Raw genomic sequence first — 24856 nt, forward strand, 5'->3', positions numbered from 1 at the left:
CTGTCCCGCGTGGCGCTTCCCGCGCGGCGCTATCCGCGTGGCGCTTCCCGCGCGGCGCTATTTGCTGCGGGTACACCACCAGCAGATCAGCGAGCCGGCCGTCACCAGCATCACCCCCTGCCAGAAGCTCCAGGACGGTTGCACCTGCAGCCAGACGGTGCCGACCAAGGCAGACAGCACGGGGGTGAAGTAGGAGCCCACGGCCATCACTGTGAGGTTGCCGGCGCGCAGGCCGTGGTCCCAGCAGCTGTAACCCAGCGCGGTGAGGCCACTGAGCATGCACAGCTGCACGATGGCCGGCAGCGACAGCTGCAGCGCCGGCTCATTGCTGAGCGCGTACTTGGCCCAGAGCACCGCGCCCACGGCCCAGAGAAAGGCCGGCAGCGCATTGGCGCCATGGGCATAGCGCTTGGCGATGACCGAGTAGCAGGGCCAAAGCCAGGCGGCCGAGAACGCCAGGCCATAGGCGAGCGGGTTGCTTTGCACATTGGCCCAGAGGCTGGCGATGGACAGCGCGCTGTCGCCCTTGAGCACCAGCACAATGCCGGCCATGGCCAGCAAGACCCCCGGCACCAGGCCGAAGCGAAAGCGCTGCAGCCCAAAGGCTGTCGCCAGCACAATCGTCAGGCTGGGCCACAGGTAGTTGATCATGCCCAGCTCCAAGGTCTGGCCCCGGTTGCTGGCAAAGCCCAGCGACAGCGACAGCGCGATCTCGTAGAGCACAAACAGCAGGCCGCAGCCCCAGAGGTAGGCCGGGTGCATGGCGCGCAGCTGCGCCAGGCGCGGGCGGCCAAAGCGCAGCGTGACCAGCAAGGCCCCCAAGCTAAACACCGCCGCCGCCCCGCCAATGGGGCCCAGGTGCTCCGCCACGCTGCGAAACAGGCCCACCGAGGTGGACCAGCACAACACGGCCGACAGGCCAATCAGGGTGGCGCGTTGCGAAGAGGCCTGGGCGGGGGAGATCGGAGAGGAAGACATGGGCGCGCGGTGGATGCAGGGAAAGCTGCGAAAAGCAGCCTTGCATCCTAGCTGGAAAAGCGCAGCTCTGCAGGCAGACGGCCAGCGGACCGCAGCCACACCCGGCAGCCACGCTGGCGGTGTCGTTTCCGAGGGGTGAAGAAATCAGCGATTAGCTGATATGGCTGCCAAAGACCAGCGCGGCAGCGATGGTCGCCACCACGGTGAGCACGGCAAATGCGATCAGGCCACGCAGCTCCAGGCGCTTGTCGGCCTCTTGCTCGGCGGCGGTGGGGATATGGTTGGGGCGGGAGTAGTCCATGGGCAGCTCGGAAAAAACGCGGGCAACCCGCCCACTATAGTGCGGCGCGCGCTTTTGGCCATGGCGCGCCACCTAGGTGTTTGCATGTGTATACAAAGGCTGGCGATGCCGCCCCGCGTTGGCACTGGCAAGCGCGGGCAGGTGCTTAGCCCGCCAGCTTTTTGCCATCGGCTGGCCCCGGGCTGCGGGTGGCCCACCAGCAGACCAGCGAGCCCAGCGTGACCAGGGCCACGCCTTGCCAAAAGCTCCAGGACGGCTGCACCTGCAGCCAGAGCGTGCCGACCAGCGCAGACAGCACGGGGGTGAAGTAGGAGCCCACGGCCATCACTGTCAGGTTGCCGGCGCGCAGGCCATGGTCCCAGCAGCTGTAGCCCAGGGCGGTCAAGCCGCTGAGCAGGCCCAGCTGCAGCAAGGCGGGCAGGGTAAAGCGCAGCGGTGGCTCGGGGCTGAGCGCGTACTTGATCCAGAGCACGGCGGCCACGGCCCAGAGAAAGGCCGGCAGTGCATTGGCGCCCTGGGTGTAGCGCTTGGACACCACCGAGTAGCAAGGCCAGAGGCAGGCCGCGCACAGCGCCAGCGCATAGGCCAGCGGGTTGCTTTGCACATTGGCCCAGAGGCTGGCCAGGGACAGCGCATTGTCGCCCTTGACCACCAGCACAATGCCGGCCATCGACAGCAGCACGCCCGGCACCAGGCCGGCGCGAAAGCGCTGCAGGCCCAGCACGGTGGCCATCACCAAGGTCAGGCTGGGCCAGAGGTAGTTGATCATGCCCAGCTCCAGCGTCTGGCCCCGGTGGCTGGCCCAGCCCATCGACAGCGAAAAAGCGATCTCGTTGAGCACAAACAAGAGGCCGCAGCCCAGCAGATAGGCCGGGTGCATGGCCTTGAGCTGTGCGGCGCGCGGCAGGCCAAAGCGCCAGGTCACCAAGAAGGCGCTGAGCGAGAACACGCAGGCGGCCCCGCCGATCGCCCCCAGGTGTTCGGCAACGCTGCGGAACAGGCTCACCAGTGCAGACCAGCAGAGCACGGCAGAAAGCCCAATCAGCGTCGCGCGCTGGCTGGGCACAAGGGAAGGGGTGGACATGGAGAGGAGGGGATGCAGACGAGGGCGGCTCGCATGCTAGCGGCTATTGGGCGGCCCTGGTGGGGCCAAGGGCTTGGCATCGCAAAACACTCGGATATGGCGCCAGTGGTGGCTTTGCAGCGGCCCAGCGTTCAGCGGCCTGGCCGGCCCCATGTACCCGGGTTGGTCAGTAGCCGCGCACCCGGTCAAAGCAGTTGTCCAGCGCCTGCCCGGCCTGCCACTGCGCCATCGACAAGGCCACCTGGCGCGCCTTGGCGCGGCGGCTGGCGCTGGCGGCGATGTGGGGCGTGAGGATGACGCGTGGGTGCGTCCACAGCGGCGAATCGGCCGGCAAGGGCTCGGGCTCGGTGACATCCAGCAGCGCACCGCCCAACTGGCCGCTGTCGAGCGCGGCCACCAGGTCGGCGCTGTGGAGCTGCGTGCCCCGGCCGGCATTGACCAGCTGGGCGCCGGCGGGCAACTGGGCAAACAGCTGGGCATTGAGAATGCCCCGGGTCGCAGGCGTATCGGGCAGCAGGCAGATGAGCACCTGGCTGCTGCGCAAAAAGGCGGCCAGCTCGTCCTGGCCGCAGTAGCTGGTCACACCCTCGATCTGCTTGCGCGTTTGCGACCAGCCCTGCACCGGGTAGCCCACGGCGCGCAGCATCTGCGCGGCAGCAGCGCCCAGGGTGCCCAGGCCCAGAATGCCCACGCGCAGCTCGCTGGCCACATGCGGCGGGTTGAACTCGATCCACTGCTGCTGGCGGTGCTGGGCCAGCGCGCGGGGCATGTTTTTTTGCAGCATCAGGGTGGCCATCAGACAGAACTCGGCCATGCGCTGCTGCGATTCGCCCGTCACCATGCGCACGATGGGCAAGTTGGCGGGCAGGTCGCGGTCGGCCAGGATATGGTCCACGCCGGCGGCCGAGCTGAAGATGGCCTTGAGCTGCGGAAAACGGGCCAGCGCGCCGGTCTCGGGCTCCCAGACCATTGCGAAATCCACCAGGCTGAGATCGGCGGGTGGCGTGTTCCAGTCATGCACCACCACATGCGGCGCAAATTCGGCAAACAGGGCCGTCCATTCCGGGATCGCAGCGCTGCCGCCGCTTTTGATGATGAGGTGCAAGGGGGTGCTGGAGGCCATGGCGGGGGGCGTTGAAGTGCAGAAAAACGGAAGGTGACAGGGCTGGGCTTACATCGAGCGGGTGCGGTCCCCGGTGGAGATCGCATGCATCGGGTGGCGCAAGGTCGGGTCAAAGGGGTTGATCTGCGCACTCAGCGTTTTGGCTTCGCGCAGCAGCATGTCGCGCACGATGGGCAGGCGCTCGTCGCTCAGGCGCGCGGTGTGGGTGCCGATCGACAGCGCTGCCACCACCTGGCCACCCCGGTCAAACACCGGCACGGCCAGGCCAGCCATCCCTTCGAGCAGGCCGGAGTTCTTGGCGGTATAGCCCTGGCGGTGCGCCTTGTCGATCTCGGTGCGCATGTAGACCTCGTCATAGACGTTGTAGTGCTGCATGCGCGGCAGGTTGAAGCGCAGCACCTCCTCGCGCTCGGCCTCGGGCAGGTTGGCCAGGATGACCAGCGAGCCCTGGCCCACGCCCAGCGCCACGCGCCCGCCGATATCACCGGTAAAGGTGCGGATCGGGAACTGGCCTTCGATGCGGTCCAGGCAGACCGCGTCAAAGCCCGAGCGCACCATCAGGATCACCGTGTCGTTGAGGCTGGCGCACAGGCGCAGCAGCACCGGGCGCGCGAGGCTGCGCAGGTCGCTTACCGCACCGGCCTGGGCGGCCAGCGAGAACAAATCCAGGCTCAGCCGGTAGAGCTTGTGCACCTGGTCCTGCTCGACCATGCCCTCCTGGATCAGGCCTTGCAGCAGCCGGTGCGTGGTGGCCTGGGTCAGGCCGATTTCCTTGGCCAGATGGGTCACGCGCACGCCTTCGGTCTGGTGTGCGGCCAGCGCGCGCATCACCAAAAAGCTGCGGTGCAGGGTGCCGCGCTGGTGGCTGTTGTCCTCAGAGGTGTCGGTGCTCATGGTTTTTCGGAATAAAAATTCGGTACATCTGATTTTTATTCCATTTATCGGAATAAATCAAATTTATCTTCCATTATCAGTGTTTACACCGTGTATGGATTCAAACCACATTCCGAAAATAGACAAATAGTTGCAAATGTCGTTCATCCGTGCGACATGGCCGACGGGCCCCGCAACCCTGTGCCACCGAGGTGATTTCCATGAGTTTTCTGCGTCTCCACAACGTCTCCAAACAGTACGGCCCCAACCGGGTGGTCAGCCAGTTCAACCTGGATGTGCAAAAGGGCGAGTTCGTCTCCTTGCTCGGCCCCTCGGGCTGCGGCAAGACCACGAGCTTGCAGATGATTGCTGGCTTTGTGGATGTGACCGAAGGCCGCATTGAGCTCGACGGCAAGGACATCACCCGCGCCAAGGCCAATGAGCGCGGCCTGGGCATCGTGTTCCAGACCTATGCGCTGTTCCCGCACATGACCGTGCGCGAGAACGTCGAGTTCGGCCTGGAGATGCGCAAGGTGGCGCAGCCCGAGCGCAGCGAGCGTGCCAGCGAAGCGCTGGCCCTGGTGCACCTGGGTCCCTATGCCGACCGCTACCCGCGTGAACTCTCGGGCGGCCAGCGCCAGCGCGTGGCCCTGGCCCGGGCGCTGGTCATCAAGCCACCGGTGCTGCTGCTCGATGAACCGCTGTCCAACCTCGATGCCAAGCTGCGCGAGGAGATGCAGTTCGAGCTGCGCGAGATCCAGCGCAAGGTGGGCACGACCACCATCATGGTCACGCATGACCAAAGCGAAGCCATGTCGATCAGCGACCGCGTCGTGGTGATGGAAGCCGGCCGCATCACCCAGGTGGACACGCCACACACGGTGTACGAGCACCCGCACAACGCCTTTATCTCCACCTTTGTCGGCAAGGCCAACCTGCTGCAGGCCACCGTGCATGCCCAGGGCGGCCAGTGGCTGGCGCATGTGGGCGATGTGCAGATGGCGGTGCAGGATGTGCCCGCCGCAGCGGCCAGCCACGGCACGCGTTTGCTGCTGGGCCTGCGCCCCGAGAAAATCCAGCTGTCGGCCATTTCGCCCGGCCGCACCCAGGGCACTGTGCGCGAGCGCTTCTTCCTGGGCAATCTCTGGCTCTACACGGTGGAATGCCCGCTGGGCAGCATCACCGTGACGGCGGCCAACGATGGCGAGGCGCCCCACCAGGTAGGCAGCCAGGTGGGGATCGACTGGTCCGACCGCAATGTGCGCCTGATCGCTGGTGACGGGGTGGCCGCATGAGCGAGCGCCGCACCTGGGCCCCCTGGGCCATGAGCGCTCCGGCGCTGCTGCTGTTTGCGGTGATGCTGGCGGTGCCGCTGCTGCTGACCACCATCCTGTCCTTCAATGCCTACAACGTGGACACCGGTCCGGTCGCGGGCAGCTTCACGATCGAGCACTATGTGCACATCGTCACCGACAGCTACTACTACGAGATCTTCTGGCGCACCTTGTGGATTTCGGGCCTGGTGACGTTGATTTGCATCGCCATCGGCGCGCCCGAGGCCTACATCCTGAGCAAGATGCGCGCGCCCTGGCGCTCCATCTTCTTGCTGATCATCCTGGCGCCGCTGTTGATTTCGGTGGTGGTGCGGGCCTTTGGCTGGAGCATGCTGCTGGGCCCCGAAGGCTTGATCAACGACATCTTCCGCCTGGTGGGCATCAGCCCGGTCAAGCTGCTCTACAACGAGACGGCCATTGTCATTGCACTGGTGCATGTGATGCTGCCCTTCATGGTGATCCCCGTCTGGACCTCGCTGCAAAAGCTCGATCCTTCGGTCGAGAGCGCCTCGCTGTCGCTGGGTGCCTCGCACTTCACCACCCTGCGCCGCGTGGTGTTTCCGCAGGTGCTGCCCGGCATTCTCTCGGGCAGCCTGATCGTGTTCGGCCTGGCCGCCAGCTCGTTTGCGATTCCCGGCCTGCTGGGCGGGCGCCGGGTCAAGATGGTCGCCACCTTGATCTATGACGAGTACCTGCACGAGCTGAACTGGCCGCTGGGCGCAGCCATCGCCTTTGTGCTGCTGGCTGCCAACCTGGTGATCATGCTGGGCTGGAACCGCATGGTTGAAGGCCGCTACAAGAAGACCCTGGGCTGAGAGGCGAGGTAACTGACATGCAAAAAAACGGACCCATTGCCCTCATCTTCAACGCGCTGGTCATCATCTTCATGCTGGCGCCGCTGGTGATCGTCTGCCTGGTGGCCTTCACCCCGGCCGAGACCCTGACCCTGCCCACCACCAGCTTCTCGCTGCGCTGGTTTGAGCAGGTGCTGCACCATGCCGATTTTGTCCAGTCGTTCTGGAACAGCCTGGGCCTGGCGGTCGCGGCCGCCTCCATCTCGACCGCGCTGGCCGTGCCCGCTGCCATTGCGCTGGTGCGCTATGAGATCCCGGGCCGTGGCGCGCTGCAGGCGCTGTTCCTGTCGCCGCTGATCATTCCCCACCTGGTGCTGGGTGTGGCGATGCTGCGTATGTTCTCGCTGGTCGGCGGCCAGGGCAGCTTTGGCTGGCTGATCTTTGCCCATGCGCTGGTGGTGATGCCCTACACCATGCGCCTGGTGATGGCCGCGCTGATCGGCTTTGACCGCAGCGCCGAGCAGGCCGCCTACTCGCTGGGCGCCAGCAATGCCAAGGTGTTCCAGCGCATCACCTTGCCGATGATCCTGCCCGGCATCACCGGCGGCTGGTTGCTGGCCTTTATCAACAGCTTTGACGAGCTGACCATGTCGATTTTTGTGGTCTCGCCCAGCACGGTGACCTTGCCGGTGCGCATGTACATGTATGCCACCGAGTCGCTGGACCCGATGATGGCGGCCGTTTCGGCGCTGATCGTGTTCATCACGCTGGGGCTGATGCTCTTGCTCGACAAGGTCTATGGACTGGACCGCATCCTGATCGGCAAGCACTGATGGCACACGCTACTCCTCTTTTGCCGGCCGGCCAGCTGCAGCGCCTCAAGGAGCAGGGTCGCCAGCCGCTGCAGTTTGTGCTCAACGGCCAGCCTGCCCAGGCGCTGCAGGGCGACACGGTGCTGACTGCCGTGCTGACCCAGTCGGCCCAGCTGCGCAGCCATGAGTTTGCCCATAGCCCGCGCGCCGGCTTTTGCATGATGGGCGCCTGCCAGGACTGCTGGGTCACGCTGGGTGGTGAGCAGGCCGGCCGCAAGCTGCGCGCCTGCTCCACCTTGCTGCAGGCGGGCATGCAGATCTGTACCACGGCAGAGGCCGTGGCCCAGGCTACCGCCACCAATGCGACCCAGGTGCAACCATGATCGGCAGCGATTTCTACCTGGACGATCCCCGGCCCGCAGACGGGCCGCCCGTCATCGTGGGCGCCGGGCCTGCCGGCATCCGCGCCGCGCAAACTCTGCTGGCCCATGGCCTGCGCCCGGTCGTCATCGACGAGGCGCCCAAGGCCGGAGGCCAGATCTACCGCCGCCAGCCCGATGGCTTTGGCCGCACGCCCAAGGACCTGTATGGCTTTGAGGCCGGCCGCGCCAGCGATCTGCACCAGACCTTTGACCGCCTGCGCCCGCAGCTGGACTACCGGCCCGACACCCTCGTCTGGAACGCCCAGGGCCACAGCCTGGACCTGCTGCACACGGCGCAGCGCACCGCCAATACCCTGCGCTGGCGCGATCTGATCGTCGCCACCGGCGCCACCGACCGGGTATTGCCCCTGCCGGGCTGGACCCTGCCCGGCGTCTACACCCTGGGCGGCGCCCAGGTGGCCTTGAAGTACCAGGGCTGTGCGATTGGCGACGCGGTGGTGTTTGCCGGCACCGGCCCCTTGCTGTATCTCGTGGCCTACCAGTACGCCAAGGCCGGTGGCCGGGTGCTGGCGGTGCTGGATACGGCTCCTGCCGTGCAGCGCTACAAGGCGGCGCCAGCGATGCTGGCCCAACCGGCAGTCACCGCCAAGGGCCTGTACTTTTTGAGCTGGCTGATGTTTCACGATGTGCCGGTACACCACGGCGTGCAGCTGCTGCGCGCCGAAGGCGCAGACCGCGTGCAGGCTATTGTGTGGAAGGATGCGCAGGGCGCCGAGCAACGCACTGCCTGCAGCGCCATCGGCCTGGGCTATGCGCTGCGGCCCGAGACGCAGCTGGCCGACCTGCTGGGCTGCGCGTTCGCCTTTGCCCCGCTGCACCGCTGCTATGTGCCGCAGATCGATGCCGACCGGCGCAGCAGCGTGCCCGGCGTCTATCTGGCGGGCGACGGCGCCGGCATCATGGGGGCGGACGCGGCCGAGATGTCGGGCGAGCTGGCCGCACTGGCTTTGCTGCAGGACCGGGGCATTGCAACCGATGCAGCGCGCCAGGCCAGGCTGCGCCAGCAGCTGGACAAGACGCAGCAGTTCCGCCAGGCGCTGGAGGTGGCGTTTCCCTTCCCCGACGACTGGGCGGCGCGTGCACCGGACGAGCTGGTGGTCTGCCGCTGCGAAAACATCACGGCGGCTGAGCTGCGCGCTACCGCTGCCAACCAGCCGCAGGGCGACATCAACCGCATCAAGGCGCTGTGCCGGGTTGGCATGGGCCGCTGCCAGGGCCGCATGTGCGGTGTGGCTGCGACCGAGATCCTGGCCGATACCTTGCAGGTGCCTGTGGCGCAGATAGGCCGCATCCGGGGCCAGGCGCCGATCAAGCCCCTGCCGCTGGACATGACCGTGGTCAGCACGGACCAGGAGGCCAGCCATGGTTAAGCAACTGGCCACCGAGGTGGTGGTGATTGGCGGCGGCATCATGGGCGCGAGCACGGCGCTGTTCTTGCGCAAACGCGGCATCCCGGTGGTAGTGGTCGAGCGCGATCTCTGCGGCTCGCGCTCGAGCGGCGTCAATTTTGGTGGTGTGCGCCGCCAGGGGCGGTCGCTGGCGATGCTGCCGCTGTCGCAACGCGCCCACCAGCACTGGGGGCGCCTGACCGCGCTGATCGGCACCGAGGCCGAGTACGAGCGCTCGGGCCACTTCAAGATTGCCCGCTCGCAGGCGGATATGGAATCTTTAGTGCGCTATGCCGAGAAGACGCGCGACTGTGGGCTGGACCTGCAGCTGCTCGATGGCGCAGAGCTGCACAAGCGCTTTCCGGTCGGCGGCGCCAAGGTCGTGGGCGGCTCCTTCTGCCCGGATGATGGCCAGGCCAACCCGCGCCTGCTGTCACCGGCCTTTGCCACGGCGGCCGCGCGGGCGGGGGCCCAGGTGTTCGAGCACAGCCCCGTGCTGGAGGTGGCGCACAATGGCCAGCGCTTTGTGGTGCGCACGCCCGAGATGGAGATCCGCGCGAATGTGGTGGTCAACGCCGCAGGCGCATGGGCCGGCCAGTTTGCCGAGCAGTGCGGCGAGCCGGTGCCCATGCGCATCCGGCCGCCGGCCATGGGCGTGACCGAGCCCTTGCCCTACTTTTTGCACTGGAGCCTGGGCGTGGAGGGCGGCAGCATCTACTGCCGCCAGGTGCGCCGGGGCAATGTGGTGTTTGGCGGCGGGCCCGGACTGGTGCTGGACGACACCCGCGCGCGCAACCGCCACACCACCGTCTGGGCGCAGCTGCCGCAGCTGGTGGAGCTGCTGCCCCAGTTGAAGAACGCCCAGCTGATCCGCACCTGGAGCGGCAACGAAGGCGCCTTGCCTGACCACGAGCCCATCATCAGCGCCAGCAGCCGCCAGGCCGGCCTCTACCATGCCTTTGGTTTTGCCGGCGGGGGATTTCAGCTCGGGCCGGGCGTGGGCGATGTGATGGCTGAGCTGATTGCCCAGGGCCGCAGCAGCACGCCGATTGATGCTTTCCGTATAGACCGATTTACCGACCCCGCATGTTCAACCTGAAAGGAATCCACATGTCTTCTTGGACGACGACCCTCAAAACTCCTGTGCGCGCCATCGCCCTGATGGCCTCTGTGGTGGCTGCGGCCAGCGCGGTGCAGGCACAGACCAAAACCATCTACATCGGCATGAATGGCGGCAACATGGAGCGCACCTACTCGCAGTTCGTGTTCCCCGCGTTCGAGAAGGCCAACAATGTCAAGGTCGTCGTGGTGCCGGGCACCTCGACCGATATCCTGGCCAAGGCCCAGGCCTCCAAGGACAAGGCCCAGATGCAGGTCATGACCCTGGATGACGGCGTGATGTACCGCGCCATCAGCATGGGTCTGTGCGAAAAGCTCAAGCCCGCTGCCGGCTACAGCGAGATCCCGGACATCGCGAAGATCAAGGACAGCGCCATTGGCCTGTCGATGGGCCTGACCGGCCTGGCCTACAACACCAAGATGTTTGCCGAAAAGGGCTGGGCTGCACCCACTTCCTGGAACGACCTGGCCGACCCCAAGCTCAAGGGCAAGGTGGTGGTGCAGTCGATGCCGGCCTCGTCCTTTGGCCTGCATGCCTTTTTGATGTTCAACCGCCTCAAGGGCGGCAACGAAAAGAACGTGGACCCGGCCTTCAAGGCCTGGCCGACGACCATTGGCCCGAACGTGGTGGAGTACATCCCCAACTCGTCCAAGGTGGTGGAGATGATGCAGGCCGGTGATGCCGCCATCTTCCCCTACACCCTGACGCAGGCCGAGCTGATGAAGTCCAAGGGCATCCCGATGGAATATGTGGCGCCGAAGGAAGGCGCTGTTGTGCTGATGACCGCCATGTGCGTGCTCAACAACAACCCCGAGTCCGAGCTGGCGCAAAAGCTGGTGGAGTATCTGGTGAGCCCGGAAGCCCAGGCGCTGGCGATGGAAAACGGCAGCTACAACCCCGTGAACCCCAAGACCAAGCTGCAAGGCAAGCCAGCCGAAGAGCAGAACAAGATGAACGCCATCCTGAAGAATGCCGTGGCTGTGGATTGGGATGTGGTCAACGCCGACCGCCCCGAGTGGAACAAGCGCTGGAACCGCACGGTGGAGCGCTGATCACCGGCAGGTGCCTGGTGGGATAGTGCCCGGCATCTGGTCATCGCCCAGACAGAGAAAAGCCGCCCCATGGGGCGGCTTTGTCGTGCTGGCGCAGCGGTGGATTAGAGACCCAGCATCAGCTTGAGATTTTGCACTGCAGCGCCGCTGGCGCCCTTGCCCAGGTTGTCCAGGCGGGCGATGACGACGGCCTGGCGCAGCTGCTCGTTGCCGAACACGCGGATTTCCAGCTTGTTCGTGCCTGCCAAGGTATCGGCGGCCAGCTTGTTGTCGTCGGTGGGCGGCAGCACCTGCACCCATTGCTCGTCCTGGTTGGTCTTGGCGTAGTGGGCGGCCAGGGCGTTGTGCAGATCGCTCAGCAGCGGCTTGCCGGGCAACTCATCGAGGTGCAGCGGTAGCTGCACCAGCATGCCCTGGGCAAAGTTACCGACCGCAGGAATGAATACCGGGCGGCGGGTCAGGCCGGTGTATTTCAGGATTTCGGGGATGTGCTTGTGCGTCAGGCCCAGCGCATAGGCCTCATAAGGGGCGGCACCGCCGGCCTCATAGGCTTCCATCATCTGGCGGCCGCCACCGGAGTAGCCGGACACCGAAGGCAGTGCCAGCGCGGCATCGGCAGGGACCAGGCCGGCATCGATCAGCGGGCGCAGGATGGCGATGGCGCCGGTGGCATAGCAGCCAGGGTTGGAGACGCGCTTGGCCGCTTGCACGGCGCTTTTCTGGCCCGCGCTCAGCTCGGGGAAGCCATAGACCCACTGGTCATTGACGCGGTGGGCGGTCGAGGCATCGATGATGCGGATGCTGCGGCCGGTTTCCTGCTCGATCGCATCAACCATGGCCGTGGTGTCCTTGGCGGCATCGTCGTGCAGGCAGAGGATGACCAGGTCCACGCCGGCGATCAGCGCACGCTTGGCCTCTGGGTCCTTGCGCAGCTCGGGCGCAATGCTTACCAACTCCACGCCGGGCATATCCACCAGGCGTTCGCGAATCTGCAAACCGGTGGTGCCAGCTTCGCCGTCGATAAACACTTTTGCCATTGCCATCACTCCTGCTGTGCGTTGGCGCCTGCGGGCTGCGGGCGCTTGAGGTTCGGGAAAGTGCTTATTGTCATACAAAGCGCTGCAATGCGCGCAGGAGGATGGCAAATTTGCAGTCCGGTCTGACAAGGGCTTGTGCGATGCGCCGGACATGCTGTTTTGGGGCCTGTGATGGCCCTGTGCTGGCCCAAAGCGCAGTGCGCACTAGCGCAAAAATGTGTCAGCCCCGGGCGGCTGTGCCAAAAATCCTGCACCGCTCGGGTATTTATCGACAACTTTTACGCAGGCCTCCGACAGGCATTGACTGCCTTGGCTGATAGACCTGGTACACGGAGACGACTGCCCAACATGGCTGGTTAGCTATACAAATAATAGCTATATGCATTCCGGCGGCCGACAAACCCCGGAAGCGCATTGGGACTCCTGCAGGCGCTGCCCCCCATGGCGCAGTGCAGCATGGTAAATTCGCGGACTGCCAGGCCTTCTGCCTTGTTTGCGAATTCTTTGTTCTGCGCGCTCGGCCGCCGGGTTTTTTCCCATTTTGTTTTACTGAGAGACATCATGAAAATTCATGAATACCAAGGCAAGGAAATCTTGCGTCAGTTCGGCGTGCCCGTTCCGCGCGGTATCCCCGCCTTCACTGTGCAAGAAGCAGTGGAAGCAGCACAGAAGCTGGGCGGCCCCGTGTGGGTGGTGAAGGCCCAGATTCACGCAGGTGGCCGCGGTAAGGGCGGTGGCGTGAAGGTTGCCAAGACCATCGACGATGTGAAGGCGCTGTCCGAGCAAATCCTCGGCATGCAACTGGTGACCCACCAGACCGGCCCTGAAGGCCAGAAGGTGCGCCGCCTGTACATCGAAGACGGTGCCGACATCCAGCAGGAATACTACCTGTCTGCCGTGACCGACCGTGGCACGCAGAAGGTGGCCTTCATCGCTTCGAGCGAAGGCGGCATGGACATCGAGGAAGTGGCGCACAGCACTCCAGAGAAGATCATCACCGTGCTGGTCGACCCCATTGCTGGCTTCACGCAAGCCAATGGTGAAGAACTGGCCAAGGGCATCGGCATGCCTGCTGATTCGGTGGCACAGTTCATCGATATCTGCCAAAAGCTGTACAAGTGCTACATGGACACGGACGCATCGCTGGTTGAAATCAACCCGCTCAACCGTGACTCCAAGGGCAACGTGATTGCACTGGACTCCAAGTTCAACTTCGACCCCAACGCGCTGTTCCGTCACCCAGAGCTGGTGGCCCTGCGCGATCTGGACGAAGAAGATCCAGCGGAAGTGGAAGCTTCGAAGTTCGACCTGGCCTACATCAGCCTGGACGGCAACATCGGCTGCCTGGTGAACGGCGCTGGCCTGGCCATGGCCACGATGGACACCATCAAGCTGTTCGGCGGCGAGCCTGCCAACTTCCTGGACGTGGGCGGCGGTGCCACCCCCGAGAAGGTCACTGAAGCCTTCAAGATCATGCTCAAGAACCCCAAGGTCAAGGGCATTCTGGTCAACATCTTCGGCGGCATCATGAAGTGCGACACCATCGCTACCGGCGTGATCACCGCTTGCAAGGCGGTGAACCTGAGCGTGCCACTGGTGGTGCGCATGAAGGGTACCAACGAAGAGCTGGGCAAGAAGATGCTGGCCGAATCGGGCCTGCCCATCATCTCGGCCGACACCATGGCCGAAGCCGCCACCAAGATCGTTGCCGCAGTGAAGTAAGCCCTGGAGAACACACATGTCTATCTATATCAATAAAGACACCAAAGTCATTACCCAAGGCATCACGGGCAAGACCGGCCAGTTCCACACTGAAAAGTGCCAGGAATACGCGAACGGCAAGAACTGCTTCGTCGCTGGCGTGAACCCCAAGAAGGCTGGCGAAAAGATTTTCGACATCCCTATCTACGGTTCGGTCAAGGATGCTGCCAAGGACACCGGTGCCACCGTGTCCGTGATCTATGTGCCACCTGCAGGCGCTGCTGCTGCGATCTGGGAAGCCGTGGAAGCCGACCTGGACCTGGCCATCTGCATCACCGAAGGCATCCCCGTGCGCGACATGCTGGAAGTGCGCAACAAGATGAAGGCCAAGGAAGCGGCTGGCGGCAAGAAGACCTTGCTGCTGGGCCCCAACTGCCCAGGCCTGATCACCCCCGGTGAAATCAAGATCGGCATCATGCCCGGTCACATCCACAAGCCAGGCCGCATCGGTGTGGTGAGCCGTTCGGGCACCCTGACCTATGAAGCCGTGGCACAGCTGACCGAACTGGGCATTGGCCAGTCTTCGGCTGTCGGTATCGGTGGCGACCCCATCAATGGTCTCAAGCACATCGACGTGATGAAGGCGTTCAACGACGACCCGAACACCGACGCTGTGATCATGATCGGCGAAATCGGCGGTCCAGACGAAGCTGAAGCCGCTCTCTGGTGCAAGGCCAACATGAAGAAGCCTGTGGTGGGCTTCATCGCTGGTGTGACTGCCCCTCCCGGCAAGCGCATGGGCCACGCTGGCGCGCTGATCTCCGGCGGCGCCGACACGGCAGATGCCAAGCTGGCCATCATGGAAGAGTGCGGTTTCACCATCACCCGCAACCCATCCGAAATGGGCCGCCTGCTGCAAGGCCTGCTGAAGTAAGCAAAATTACGCATGCCAGGGGCTGCGTGCCCCGCTAAACTGCGTACTCCATAAAAAGAAGACGCCAGATCGTTCAGGTCTGGCGTCTTTATTCATAACTACGGAGCGCAACATGGATTACGTCAATCATCCCGACTTCTGGATCGGGCTGGTCAAGATCATCTGGATCAACATCATTCTCTCGGGCGACAACGCCGTTGTCATCGCGCTCGCAGCGCGCTCCCTACCCCCTGAACAACAAAGAAAAGCCATCATGTTCGGCTCCGGCGCCGCCGTGGTGCTGCGCATCTTGCTGACCGTGGTCGCCGCCAAGCTCTTGGAGCTGTCCTTCCTGCAGATCGTCGGCGGTTGCCTGCTGCTGTGGATTGGCCTGCAACTGCTCACCAGCCATGACGAAGAAGAGGGCGCGGGCAAGGGCACCGGCACGATGATGGCCGCCATCCGCACCATCCTGATCGCCGACCTGGTGATGAGCCTGGACAACGTGATTGCCGTGGCGGCAGCTGCCGGCGGCAATATGCTGCTGCTGATCCTGGGCCTGGCGATCTCGATCCCGCTGGTGGTCTTTGGCTCCACCTTGATGATCAAGCTGATGGAGCGCTTCCCGGTCATCGTGATCCTGGGCGCTGGCCTCATCGGTTGGGTGGGTGGCGAGACCATCATGAACGACAAGCTGCTGCACGGCTTTGTAGCAGCCAACCCTGCGCTGCACTACCTGGCAGCTGCCGCTGGCGCCGCCCTGGTGGTGGGCCTGGGCCTGTGGCTGCAAAAGCGCAATACCGCGCCTGCACACTGAGCGGCTGATCCTCTCAGCCCAACACAAAGCGCCTTCGGGCGCTTTTTGCATTTCTACGCCGGGCTGCAGAGAGGGTGCATCGTCAAGGGGAAAGAGCGCCTGCAGCAGCCAACGCATTGATCGGCATCAGTCATCAAGGGGAATCAAGGGTAAACCCGTAACTAAAATCCGGTAGCACCCAACACATCGTGATCCTTTGTCAACCGCGTATCGAAAGTGTCATTTGTATAGCTTATGTGCATATAATCGTGACGAGGTTTATCAATATGCCAAGACTCATAGTTTCATTAGATGGAGTGGTGATCCAGGACTACATGCTGACGGAGTCCAGGGCCACCCTGGGGCGCCGTTCCACCAACGACATCGTGCTGACCGACATGGCGGTCAGCGGCGAGCATGTGGCCTTCACCTATGAGAAGAAGATCGGCATCGTCGTCGTCGAAGACCTGGGCAGCACCAATGGCACCAAGGTCAACGGCCTCAAGGTGCGCCGCCAGGTGCTGCAAAGCGGCGATCTGCTGGACATCGGCAAATGCCGCATCCGCTTTTTGATGAACTCGCTCGTGCCCGAAAGCCATTACATGCATGCCAGCGAAGCCGGCAGCCTGACCGCCAAGCCCGCCCATGCCGACCACGGCGAAGACAGCCCCACGGTCCCCGCCGACTTCCCCCCTGCCGAAGAGCAGCCCTACACCCCCAGCCCCTACCTGCGCGCCGTCAGCGGCGCCAGCGAAGACATCATTCTGTCCAAGGTCGTCACCACCGTCGGCCGCCCCGGTATTGCCGTCGCTGCGCTGACCAAGCGGGGCAAGGGCTATATCGCCACCAAGGTCGATGGCTCGGCCGATGTGGTGCTCAATGGCCAGGCGCTCAATGGCGTGGGGCTGTCGATGCACAAGGGGGATCGGATTGAGCTGGCGGGGATGGCTTATGAGTTTTGGACTTAAGACCCTGAACCTGGAACTTGCGTAGACAGGTCTACACAGCAGCGACGGCACCTTTGGGTGCCGTTTCTGTTTGTGCATCCCTTATGCATTGCATGCGCGCTCAACATGCAGGTGACAAAAATGGCAGAAATCTCGACTTGCTGACATTTATGAACGTATTGCACAATAAGTTAACAAAACGCCGCATTTTTGTCAGCCAAGACCGCGAGATGTGTAGGCGCTAAAAGTTGGCATAGCAATTGCTGTAAGTGATGCACGCCAAGTCGCTCGACAAGGCTACCTAATCACTGGTTACATAGAGAGGATTCAACATGCTGCGTAAGATGCAAAAGGGTTTCACCCTGATTGAACTGATGATCGTTGTGGCGATTATCGGTATTTTGGCTGCGGTGGCACTGCCTGCGTACCAAGACTACACGGTGAGAGCGCGTGTTTCCGAAGGCTTGGTTGCCGTTTCTGCGGCAAAAGTTCAAGTCGCTGATGTTTTGGCTTCGGGCAATCCAACTTCGAATGCTGACGGTTACGCATTTGGATTTACTGCTCCGACTGCCACTAAAAATATGGCATCTCTGGCGATTGCTTCTGGTACCGGTGTCATCACCATGACTACCACTGGTGCTGCAGGTGGTGGTTCGTTGATTGTTACTCCTAATGCACCAATCGGCACTGCATTGCCGACAGGCACTTCTTCGTTCACTCCTCCTGCTGATAATGTTGCATGGCGCTGCATGGCAGCCTCGGCATCGTCTGCAGGTTTTGCGAGTGCTACCGCAGGTTCGCTGGCTGCGCGATACGCTCCCGCAGAATGCAAATAAAATTAATTGCCTACTAAAAAAGAGCGCTTTTGCGCTCTTTTCTTTTTTATAAATAATTTATCAGGGCGAGGGATATGGTTGAGATGTATATGAAAGAAGTGAGGGCATGGGCTACATTATTTGTAGTTATGGCACTGTTAGCGGAATCAGTGCACTTGATGCTTTACGGTCATTCGTATATTTCAACCATTATGGGGGTTGATAGGACGCTAATTGGACATTTTATTCAATGGTCTTTTCCTTTGGCAGGGGGGGCAATTTTTTTCGCCATCGCTGGGTGGTTGCCATGGGGAGTAAAAGGTCGAAATATTTTTGCAGTGATAGGGCTTGTATTTGTCTTTTTTTATATATTTGCGACTGATGAAGCTTATCAATTTTATTCACTGTTTTATATATTTGCGATTCCCTTGGGGTGGGGTTTGTTTATAAAGGCAATTTATTATATAGTAGCTCATATTATTTCTAGGAAAAATTTACCAGAGTGGGTTTCTACATACATATTGCTGACGATTGCAACAATTTCTTTGGGGGTGGCAACAAATGCCGCACTTCGTAATGGGGTCTTGTTATATCCTCTTACCTATGATTATCATTTGATAAAAATAGATGCTGCATTTGGTGGGTTCTCGCAATTCATTGCGAAAGTTGCCAATGAGGGACCTAATTGGATAAGATCGCTGACAGTGGTAATTTATTCACTGCTTGCGCTGTTATTTTTTCCATTGGTTGCAATGCTAATTAGGGAAAAAAAAATTCGATCTCTTCATGGCTGGCGCATGCTTGTCTTGCCTTTTGGTATCGCTTGGATATGCTATTTGTGGCTTCCCGCAACAGGGCCAATAGCGGTATATGGCTTGACAAATTACCCATCGAATATCCCAGGGATTACAGATATACCATCAGTGATGGCTACGGTACAAGGTTCAGCTAGGAATGCAGTGCCGTCAATGCATCTATCTGGGGCTATATGGGTTCTTATGATTTGTGCCTCATTTAGGCGCAAGTTTCTGTTTGCATTGTCAATTTTCTTTCTTTTAGGTACTGCTTGGGCAACGTTGGCCTTAGGGGAGCATTATCTAATAGATTTGGTAATTGCAGTCCCATTTGCTACAGCTGTGGGTGTGAGCTTGATGAATCCACCACGTTGGCAGCAAGCACCTAGTTGGGCTAAGAAAATCCAATTAAGCGCAATATTTGCGTTTTTCATTTGGATGATATTGCTACGCTTTTGGCCAATTTTTTTGGAAGAAAATATTAGGCTGGTTCAAATAATGAGCATTTTTAGCGTGGGTTTTGGTATTTTATTATTGTTTGTATTTATTCGATGCGTCTGGGATGAGTGTGATGCAAACGAAGATCTGTTATTAAAAAATAAGCATTCACATCTCAATAAGGCTTGGCGTGCACCTGTTTTTTTGCCGAAAGAGCTAAAAGGCAATCATTGGCTGGTCGGTATTTTCTTCTTTTCGGGCTTAGCAGGTTTAGTTTACGAAGTTGTATATGCCAAAGCACTAGGGGTGACCTTTGGCGGTACATCTTTGGCAGCTAAAACAGTGCTCATGACTTATATGGGAGGGATGGCATTAGGAGCATGGTTAGGCGGGTTACTCGCGGAGCGAACAAAGCGTCCGTTGCTTTGGTATGCATATTTTGAGGCGGCTATAGGTTTGTACGCAGCTATCACGCCTTTGTTGTTCTCGGCCATTCAATTAATTTATGTGATGATTGCTGAAGACCGTGCGCCAGATGCAGGCTGGTTGACAATATTACGGATGTCGTTAGGCGCCGCAGTCCTAGGAGTTCCAACAATATTGATGGGGGCTACATTACCTTTAGTTTTTCAATGCTTGCGTAGTATGGGTATACCAACTGGGCGAGCAATTGCTCCACTGTACGGCGCGAATGTATTGGGGGCTGCGGTAGGTGCATTGATCGCGGGATATTTGCTATTGCCGGCTGTAGGGCGTAATGGTGGGACATTCCTTGCAGCAGCAATAAGTCTATTGGTATCGCTGTATGTTATCGAAAAATTAAAAAAAGGATCTGTATCTTACATTGAGAGAACTACTAACCGGACAGTTGCAAGAACTTCAATCATCGAAGCATCGACACTGTTGGCTGTTGACTCGCTCAAAGGGCATGGTGCACTGTGTGTACTTTTGATAGGCGGTATAGTAACACTGGCATTGGAAGTGGTGTTTATGCACTTGCTTGCAGTTGTTGCAGGAAATAGTGTCTATGCCTTTGGATTAATGTTAGCTACATTCTTATTGGGTCTCGGGCTAGGTTCGACAATAGGTGAATGGCTGATGCGCCATGTGAGTAAAGCGATCTTGGTGGGATGGGCTCAAGCAGGCATTGCTTTATCCATATTACTTACTTCTTTCGTATGGGATGGACTTGCAAATTACATGGGAAGCTTCCAATATGCCATGCAGCGTGGCCTCTTCTTGGATTTTGCGGGGAGAGAATTTGTGAGGGCATCGGTATGCGCATTGGCAATGATGCCACCCGCAATATTTATTGGAGTAAGCTACCCAGCTGCCATGGGATTGGCTGCGGACTGGTTAGGTCGTACCGGTAACGTGGCACGTGGCGTTGGCATCGCCAGTGGAATTAATACCTTAGGGAATATTGCCGGAGTTTTATTTGCAGGATTCTGGTGGCTGCCAATTTATGGTTCGCGTAACGTATTGCTTGGACTAGCAATTGTTGCCCTTATTCTTTCAGTCATGATGCTGATATCTTGCGATAATAGTATTCGCTCTGTATTTCGTTCGAAGTTGCTGTTGAGAAGTTGGATTGCAGTTGGATTTTTGTCGTTGACATTGATAAACTTCCCGTCTAAGTGGGATCTTAATTCTTTATCTCAGGGAAGTAATGTATATTTTTATCCGCAGCCATGGGGGAAGGTTATTGACCATGCGGAAAGTGTAGAAGGTGGACTAACGACTGTGGCACAAAGTTCTGACGGCATGTTGACATTATTAACGAATGGAAAATTTCAAGGAAACAACGCCGAAGAAGGGGAGATGGTCGCTCAGGAATCGTTTGCACTTATACCTTTGTTACATACTACAAAAAGAGATAATGCGTTGGTAATTGGTTATGGTACAGGTATGACCGCGAGAGTGCTTCAAGATCAAGGATTTGTCGAGCAGGATGTGGTCGAACTATCTCGTGATATTGTTCTAATGGCGGATAAGCATTTTAAAAACATCAATGCAAATATTTCGATGCATCCGTCTGTACATATGCATTACACTGATGGAAGAAATTATCTGCTGACTCAAACTAAAAAATTTGATTTAATTAGTCTTGAGATTACCTCTATATGGTTTGCTGGTGCAGCTAATTTATATAATCGTGAATTTTATGAGATTGCAAATAAACGATTATTGCCGGGTGGGGTATTGCAGCAGTGGGTGCAAATGCATCATATGCGACCAGTTGATTTTTTGTATATTATTGGATCAGTGCGCTCTGTATTTAAAAATGTCTGGGTGTATGTAAGTGGCGGGCAGGGGATTATTGTTGCATCCAATGATGACGTGGCAATTGACAATGAGTTGGCTGTCCAAAGGCTACTTACTGGACATACCATATCTAGTATCGATGTTAGACAGTTGCCAGGGAAGGTGGTCGCTGGTCCAGCGCAGGTAAACGCTCTTTTGAGTAGCTTTGATCCGTCGATGAGTTTTTTTGTATCAACGGACAGGAATCTATATCTTGAATATGCTACTCCTAAGGGAAATGCCATAACGTATGATTCTGTAACGCAGATAGTGAATATGCTTAAGGGTGCTAAATGAATTCGATAAAAAATCGATTCAATGCAGCTCGAGGTATTGCAGTGTTCCATTTAGCATGCGGAATGCTCGTGCTAGCAGTATTGGCGTTTTTGATATTTGGAGTTTGGTTTCCTTACCCATATGCTGAAATTACCGGTGGACGACAAATTTTTCTTGTAATTGTAGCTGTAGATATTATATGTGGACCATTATTGACATTGTTAATTTTTGATCCATTTAAGGAAAAATGGAAATGGCGTTTGGATATTGTGGTGATTGTTGCCCTGCAACTGGGCGCAATGATATATGGCCTCGAGCGCTTAACTTCTGTACGGCCTGTTTTTTTGGCATATGAAGGCGATCGCTTTCGCATTGTGCGGGCAAATGATATAGATGCTGATCAGCTTGGAGAAGCCTCTCCGGATTTTATGCATTTGAGCTGGAGTGGTCCTCGTCTGATAGGTGCAAAGCTTCTTACTGCTGGAGATCCCCTATATCTTGATAGTCTAGTGCGTTCTATTAATGGTGAGCCTCCGTCTTTGCGGCCATCACGCTGGGTGAAATATGAGACGCAGTTGGAGGATATTCGTAAAAATCTTCAGCCTGTGCAAGGCTTGACTTTGAGGGGGATTGATAATAAGAGCCTGGAAGATATAGCAAAAAAATCGAAAGATGGTTTATCTTCGCTAGGATATTTTCCAATGGTTCTGGGCTCGGTTGATGATTGGGTTGTAGTAGTGGATCGCAATGATGGATTGCCAAAAGGCTATTTGCATATAGATGGATGGTAATTAAACAACTTTATTTATTTGCAAGGTGATCTGTTATTCCTCCTCGTTTCTTTAGCAGAATAATACCGTTCATCATCATGTGCTTATCTGCAGCCTTGCACATGTCATAAATAGTCAAAAGCGATACCTGTACTGCAGTCAAGGCCTCCATTTCCACCCCTGTAGGCCCAACGGTTTCAGTTCTTACTTCGCAGCGCACAGCATTCTTTTCAGGTAACAACTCAAACTCCACCGCCACCTTAGTCAGCGCAATCGGGTGGCACAGCGGTATCAGCTCACTGGTTTTCTTAGCCGCCATAATCCCAGCGATGCGTGCAATGCCCAGCACATCCCCTTTTTTGGCAGTGCCCGCAGCAATGATGTCCAAGGTGGCCGCCTGCATGGTGATGAAGCCCTCCGCAATTGCAATGCGATGGGTGTTAGGCTTGGCGCCTACATCGACCATATGGGCCTGGCCCTGGGCGTCGAAATGGGTGAGTTCAGTCATGGTGCTTTCCGTGTTCAATACGTCACAAGCGGCAATACAGGATGCAACTTGTGCAGTGGTGCTTCATCATACGTGTTGGGGTGAAGGCTTGATGGCAAGGAGCCCGCTCTGGTCACCCTCTGGCTTGATTCAGATTCAGCATCTGCTGCCGCACGGATTTTTGAATGAATACATGGTTTTTTAAACGCACAGCTTGTGCCTTGCTCGCGGCCCAAATGGCGGCAGTGGCCGTCCTGGGCCCCATACAGGCGCGGGCTGACACCAGCTTGCCGGCAATGGGCGAGGGCGCCGAGATGACCACCAGCGAGGAGCGGCGCCTGGGCGATGACATTGCACGCGAGATCTACCGCGATCCGCAGTTTCTGGATGACGCGATTCTGTATGAGTACGTCAACGGCATCTGGCAGGAGCTGATGCTGGCAGCGCGCCAGCGTGGCACCTTGACGTCTGAACTGCAGGAGCGCTTTGCCTGGCAGGTGATGCTGATCCAGGATGCCACCGTGAATGCCTTTGCGCTGCCGGGCGGTTTTATGGGTGTGCAGACCGGTCTGGTGGGTGTAGTGGGTAGCCGCGACGAGCTGGCCTCGGTGCTGGCCCATGAGATGAGCCACATCACCCAGCGCCATATTGCTCGCATGCTGGCCCGCCAGTCGCGCATGACGCCGGTGATGATTGCCGGCATGATCCTGGGCGCCTTGGCCGCGAGCAAGAACCCGGCTGCGGCCCAGGCGCTGATGGTGGGCAGCTCGGCCGCCGCCATCCAGTCACAGCTGAACTTCTCACGCGATATGGAGCGTGAAGCGGACCGCACCGGCATGAGCCTGATGCCGCCTGCCGGCTACTCGCAAGCGGGTTTTGTCAGCATGTTCGAAAAGCTGCAACAAGCTAACCGCATGAACGACAACGGCAGTTGGCCCTACTTGCGCACCCACCCGCTGACCACCGAGCGCATTGCCGACATGCAGTCACGCTTGCCCGCTGGTGCTGCACGCAAACCGCAGGACACGGGCATGGTGGCGCAGATGATGTCGGCCCGGGCGCGCATGCTGTCCAAGCCTGAGCCCCAGGTACTGCACCAATGGGTGCAGCTGACCACAGCGGCCGATTTTGCCAACCGCTCGTTGGACCAGCGCGCGGGTGTCTGGTATCTGGCTGCCATGTCGCACAACCAATTGGGGCGCCATGCGGAGGCCCTGGCGGCGCTGGACGAGCTGGACGCCACCGTGCAGGCCCACCCCGATGCGATGCGCCAGGCGCAGCTGTTACGCGCTGATCTGGCCTTGCGCAATCGCCAGCCGCAGGATGCGTTGGCTGCGCTGGCCAAGATCCAGCCGCTCAAGCCTCCGCCCAACAAGGTGGGCAGCACCTCGGTGACGGTCAGCAATGCGATGACCGGCCTGGTCAACGAAGCGGTGATTACACAGGGCTCGGACAAGTCGCTGAGCATCCAGGACAGCAGCCGCGATGTGCTGCTGCCGGAGGTCAAGGCGGTGGTGGGGGATGATTCTGGCCAGAGCAGTGATCGGCCCGAGTTGGTGTTGGCTGCACAGGCCCTGGCGCAGCTGCCTGCCACGGGTTTGACGGCCTATGAAGGGGTATTGCGCCAGACCAGCAGCCGCCTGCAGACCCTGGTGGTGCAGTGGCCCAAGGATGCAGGGGCCTGGCTTGCGCTGTCATGGGTGCTGCGCCAGCAGAACCAGCCTCTGCGCGCCATCCGCGCCGAGGCCGAGAGCCGGGCTGCGCAGTATGACTACGCCGCTGCGGTAGACCGTCTGCGCGCCGGGCAGGATATGGCGCGCAACAGCCCGAACCGCAACGACTACTACGAGGCCTCGATCATCGACACCCGCTTGCGCGAGATGCAATCACTTGCCAAGGAGCAGGCGGCCCGTAAGTGATTCGATGACCAGGCTGATGACCGAGTAGAGCACCGAACCGATCAGCGCAGCCCAAAAGCCATGCACCACAAAGCCGCTGCCAGCGATGCCGGACGCGGCCCAGAACATCAGCGCGTTGATGACAAAGATAAACAGGCCCAGGGTCAGTATCGTCACGGGCAGGGTCAGCACGATCAGCACAGGGCGCACTATCGCATTGCACAACCCTATCAGCAGCGCTGCAATCAGCGCCGCGCCAAAGCTGCGGATTTCCACTCCACTGTAGAGGTAGGCGACACAGAGCAGGGCGACTGCGGAGAGCAGCCATTTGAGGATGAGTTTCATGGCGCCAGCATAGCGGATGGCGGGCGTGCTGTG

General features: G+C 59.3%; 23 protein-coding genes. 15 read left to right on the forward strand and 8 right to left on the reverse strand.

Going from position 1 to position 24856, the window contains the following annotated elements; translation table 11 throughout:
* Positions 1–57 precede the first annotated feature (57 nt).
* From yddG (WH303_RS00200) to WH303_RS00220, 5 genes are all read right to left on the reverse strand, one after another.
* A complete protein-coding gene (gene yddG / locus WH303_RS00200) occupies positions 58–978 on the reverse strand; it encodes an aromatic amino acid DMT transporter YddG (protein ID WP_339515982.1) in 921 nt (306 codons plus the stop codon).
* Between the two features lie 151 nt (positions 979–1129).
* Positions 1130–1279, reverse strand: a complete 150-nt coding sequence (locus WH303_RS00205) for a hypothetical protein (RefSeq protein WP_021026630.1) — start codon at positions 1277–1279, stop codon at positions 1130–1132.
* 145 nt (positions 1280–1424) lie between these two features.
* Positions 1425–2363 (reverse strand): aromatic amino acid DMT transporter YddG, encoded by a 939-nt coding sequence (gene yddG, locus WH303_RS00210; RefSeq protein WP_312986868.1) that lies wholly within the window; start codon positions 2361–2363, stop codon positions 1425–1427.
* A 166-nt stretch (positions 2364–2529) separates the two neighbouring features.
* Positions 2530–3486, reverse strand: coding sequence for a 2-hydroxyacid dehydrogenase (locus WH303_RS00215; RefSeq protein WP_339515987.1), 957 nt, complete (start codon positions 3484–3486; stop codon positions 2530–2532).
* 48 nt (positions 3487–3534) lie between these two features.
* Complete coding sequence (locus WH303_RS00220; RefSeq protein WP_021026627.1) at positions 3535–4380, reverse strand: IclR family transcriptional regulator; 846 nt, start codon at positions 4378–4380, stop codon at positions 3535–3537.
* 200 nt (positions 4381–4580) lie between these two features.
* On the opposite strand from WH303_RS00220, the gene WH303_RS00225 reads away from it, so the two are divergent.
* From WH303_RS00225 to WH303_RS00255, 7 genes are read left to right on the forward strand one after another with little or no spacing between them, the layout of a single operon-like run.
* On the forward strand, positions 4581–5654 hold the full coding sequence (locus WH303_RS00225; protein ID WP_021026626.1) for an ABC transporter ATP-binding protein: 1074 nt from the start codon (positions 4581–4583) through the stop codon (positions 5652–5654).
* The gene (locus WH303_RS00230; protein WP_339515991.1) at positions 5651–6508 is read left to right on the forward strand and encodes an ABC transporter permease; all 858 of its coding nucleotides are present in this window, start codon (positions 5651–5653) and stop codon (positions 6506–6508) included. Before WH303_RS00225 ends, WH303_RS00230 begins: the two co-directional genes overlap by 4 nt.
* A gap of 17 nt (positions 6509–6525) precedes the next feature.
* Positions 6526–7320, forward strand: a complete 795-nt coding sequence (locus tag WH303_RS00235; protein ID WP_116926056.1) for an ABC transporter permease — start codon at positions 6526–6528, stop codon at positions 7318–7320.
* The gene (locus tag WH303_RS00240) at positions 7320–7682 is read left to right on the forward strand and encodes a (2Fe-2S)-binding protein (protein WP_339515997.1); all 363 of its coding nucleotides are present in this window, start codon (positions 7320–7322) and stop codon (positions 7680–7682) included. Before WH303_RS00235 ends, WH303_RS00240 begins: the two co-directional genes overlap by 1 nt.
* Entirely contained in the window at positions 7679–9112 is a 1434-nt protein-coding gene (locus tag WH303_RS00245) for an FAD/NAD(P)-dependent oxidoreductase (RefSeq protein WP_339515999.1), read from the forward strand. The genes WH303_RS00240 and WH303_RS00245 overlap by 4 nt, the downstream gene beginning before the upstream one ends.
* Complete coding sequence (locus WH303_RS00250) at positions 9105–10229, forward strand: NAD(P)/FAD-dependent oxidoreductase (protein ID WP_339516001.1); 1125 nt, start codon at positions 9105–9107, stop codon at positions 10227–10229. Before WH303_RS00245 ends, WH303_RS00250 begins: the two co-directional genes overlap by 8 nt.
* An 11-nt stretch (positions 10230–10240) precedes the next feature.
* Complete coding sequence (locus WH303_RS00255) at positions 10241–11302, forward strand: ABC transporter substrate-binding protein (protein ID WP_027010839.1); 1062 nt, start codon at positions 10241–10243, stop codon at positions 11300–11302.
* 104 nt (positions 11303–11406) lie between these two features.
* Here the strand turns inward: WH303_RS00255 and argC are convergent, their stop codons facing one another.
* Positions 11407–12339 carry an N-acetyl-gamma-glutamyl-phosphate reductase gene (argC, locus tag WH303_RS00260; protein ID WP_339516007.1) on the reverse strand — a complete coding sequence of 311 codons (933 nt, stop codon included), beginning with the start codon at positions 12337–12339 and terminating at the stop codon, positions 11407–11409.
* A 561-nt stretch (positions 12340–12900) separates the two neighbouring features.
* Between argC and sucC the strand changes: the two genes are divergently transcribed.
* From sucC to WH303_RS00295, 7 genes are all read left to right on the forward strand, one after another.
* Positions 12901–14061 (forward strand): ADP-forming succinate--CoA ligase subunit beta, encoded by a 1161-nt coding sequence (sucC, locus tag WH303_RS00265; protein WP_021026617.1) that lies wholly within the window; start codon positions 12901–12903, stop codon positions 14059–14061.
* A gap of 16 nt (positions 14062–14077) precedes the next feature.
* On the forward strand, positions 14078–14974 hold the full coding sequence (gene sucD, locus WH303_RS00270) for a succinate--CoA ligase subunit alpha (protein WP_021026616.1): 897 nt from the start codon (positions 14078–14080) through the stop codon (positions 14972–14974).
* A gap of 112 nt (positions 14975–15086) precedes the next feature.
* On the forward strand, positions 15087–15770 hold the full coding sequence (locus tag WH303_RS00275; protein ID WP_312986859.1) for a TerC family protein: 684 nt from the start codon (positions 15087–15089) through the stop codon (positions 15768–15770).
* A gap of 266 nt (positions 15771–16036) precedes the next feature.
* Positions 16037–16717 (forward strand): FHA domain-containing protein, encoded by a 681-nt coding sequence (locus WH303_RS00280; RefSeq protein ID WP_339516013.1) that lies wholly within the window; start codon positions 16037–16039, stop codon positions 16715–16717.
* Positions 16718–17028: 311 nt separating this feature from the next.
* On the forward strand, positions 17029–17532 hold the full coding sequence (locus WH303_RS00285) for a pilin (protein ID WP_339516015.1): 504 nt from the start codon (positions 17029–17031) through the stop codon (positions 17530–17532).
* A 74-nt stretch (positions 17533–17606) separates the two neighbouring features.
* Complete coding sequence (locus tag WH303_RS00290) at positions 17607–21344, forward strand: phosphatase PAP2 family protein (protein WP_339516016.1); 3738 nt, start codon at positions 17607–17609, stop codon at positions 21342–21344.
* Positions 21341–22114, forward strand: coding sequence for a hypothetical protein (locus WH303_RS00295; RefSeq protein WP_339516017.1), 774 nt, complete (start codon positions 21341–21343; stop codon positions 22112–22114). Before WH303_RS00290 ends, WH303_RS00295 begins: the two co-directional genes overlap by 4 nt.
* A 10-nt stretch (positions 22115–22124) precedes the next feature.
* Here WH303_RS00295 and moaC read toward each other — a convergent pair whose 3' ends face one another.
* Positions 22125–22601, reverse strand: coding sequence for a cyclic pyranopterin monophosphate synthase MoaC (gene moaC / locus WH303_RS00300; protein ID WP_339516019.1), 477 nt, complete (start codon positions 22599–22601; stop codon positions 22125–22127).
* 200 nt (positions 22602–22801) lie between these two features.
* On the opposite strand from moaC, the gene WH303_RS00305 reads away from it, so the two are divergent.
* The gene (locus WH303_RS00305) at positions 22802–24499 is read left to right on the forward strand and encodes a M48 family metalloprotease (protein ID WP_339516021.1); all 1698 of its coding nucleotides are present in this window, start codon (positions 22802–22804) and stop codon (positions 24497–24499) included.
* Here the strand turns inward: WH303_RS00305 and WH303_RS00310 are convergent.
* Complete coding sequence (locus tag WH303_RS00310; RefSeq protein ID WP_339516023.1) at positions 24467–24823, reverse strand: phage holin family protein; 357 nt, start codon at positions 24821–24823, stop codon at positions 24467–24469. The genes WH303_RS00305 and WH303_RS00310 overlap by 33 nt on opposite strands.
* Positions 24824–24856 lie beyond the last annotated feature (33 nt).

Origin of the sequence: Comamonas sp. MYb69 (assembly GCF_037479315.1) — a bacterium.
In the GTDB taxonomy this organism is placed as follows: domain Bacteria; phylum Pseudomonadota; class Gammaproteobacteria; order Burkholderiales; family Burkholderiaceae_C; genus Comamonas.

Excerpts from the sequence above, each read along its gene's own strand:
- WH303_RS00285 (WP_339516015.1), top strand. The coding sequence starts at position 17,029 with ATGCTGCGTAAGATGCAAAAGGGTTTCACCCTGATTGAACTGATGATC.
- argC (WP_339516007.1), bottom strand. The coding sequence starts at position 12,339 with ATGGCAAAAGTGTTTATCGACGGCGAAGCTGGCACCACCGGTTTGCAG.
- WH303_RS00290 (WP_339516016.1), top strand. The coding sequence starts at position 17,607 with ATGGTTGAGATGTATATGAAAGAAGTGAGGGCATGGGCTACATTATTT.
- WH303_RS00215 (WP_339515987.1), bottom strand. The coding sequence starts at position 3,486 with ATGGCCTCCAGCACCCCCTTGCACCTCATCATCAAAAGCGGCGGCAGC.
- WH303_RS00245 (WP_339515999.1), top strand. The coding sequence starts at position 7,679 with ATGATCGGCAGCGATTTCTACCTGGACGATCCCCGGCCCGCAGACGGG.
- moaC (WP_339516019.1), bottom strand. The coding sequence starts at position 22,601 with ATGACTGAACTCACCCATTTCGACGCCCAGGGCCAGGCCCATATGGTC.
- WH303_RS00240 (WP_339515997.1), top strand. The coding sequence starts at position 7,320 with ATGGCACACGCTACTCCTCTTTTGCCGGCCGGCCAGCTGCAGCGCCTC.
- WH303_RS00280 (WP_339516013.1), top strand. The coding sequence starts at position 16,037 with ATGCCAAGACTCATAGTTTCATTAGATGGAGTGGTGATCCAGGACTAC.
- WH303_RS00205 (WP_021026630.1), bottom strand. The coding sequence starts at position 1,279 with ATGGACTACTCCCGCCCCAACCATATCCCCACCGCCGCCGAGCAAGAG.
- WH303_RS00310 (WP_339516023.1), bottom strand. The coding sequence starts at position 24,823 with ATGAAACTCATCCTCAAATGGCTGCTCTCCGCAGTCGCCCTGCTCTGT.
- WH303_RS00295 (WP_339516017.1), top strand. The coding sequence starts at position 21,341 with ATGAATTCGATAAAAAATCGATTCAATGCAGCTCGAGGTATTGCAGTG.
- sucC (WP_021026617.1), top strand. The coding sequence starts at position 12,901 with ATGAAAATTCATGAATACCAAGGCAAGGAAATCTTGCGTCAGTTCGGC.
- WH303_RS00250 (WP_339516001.1), top strand. The coding sequence starts at position 9,105 with ATGGTTAAGCAACTGGCCACCGAGGTGGTGGTGATTGGCGGCGGCATC.
- yddG (WP_312986868.1), bottom strand. The coding sequence starts at position 2,363 with ATGTCCACCCCTTCCCTTGTGCCCAGCCAGCGCGCGACGCTGATTGGG.
- WH303_RS00255 (WP_027010839.1), top strand. The coding sequence starts at position 10,241 with ATGTCTTCTTGGACGACGACCCTCAAAACTCCTGTGCGCGCCATCGCC.
- yddG (WP_339515982.1), bottom strand. The coding sequence starts at position 978 with ATGTCTTCCTCTCCGATCTCCCCCGCCCAGGCCTCTTCGCAACGCGCC.
- sucD (WP_021026616.1), top strand. The coding sequence starts at position 14,078 with ATGTCTATCTATATCAATAAAGACACCAAAGTCATTACCCAAGGCATC.
- WH303_RS00220 (WP_021026627.1), bottom strand. The coding sequence starts at position 4,380 with ATGAGCACCGACACCTCTGAGGACAACAGCCACCAGCGCGGCACCCTG.
- WH303_RS00275 (WP_312986859.1), top strand. The coding sequence starts at position 15,087 with ATGGATTACGTCAATCATCCCGACTTCTGGATCGGGCTGGTCAAGATC.
- WH303_RS00235 (WP_116926056.1), top strand. The coding sequence starts at position 6,526 with ATGCAAAAAAACGGACCCATTGCCCTCATCTTCAACGCGCTGGTCATC.
- WH303_RS00225 (WP_021026626.1), top strand. The coding sequence starts at position 4,581 with ATGAGTTTTCTGCGTCTCCACAACGTCTCCAAACAGTACGGCCCCAAC.
- WH303_RS00230 (WP_339515991.1), top strand. The coding sequence starts at position 5,651 with ATGAGCGAGCGCCGCACCTGGGCCCCCTGGGCCATGAGCGCTCCGGCG.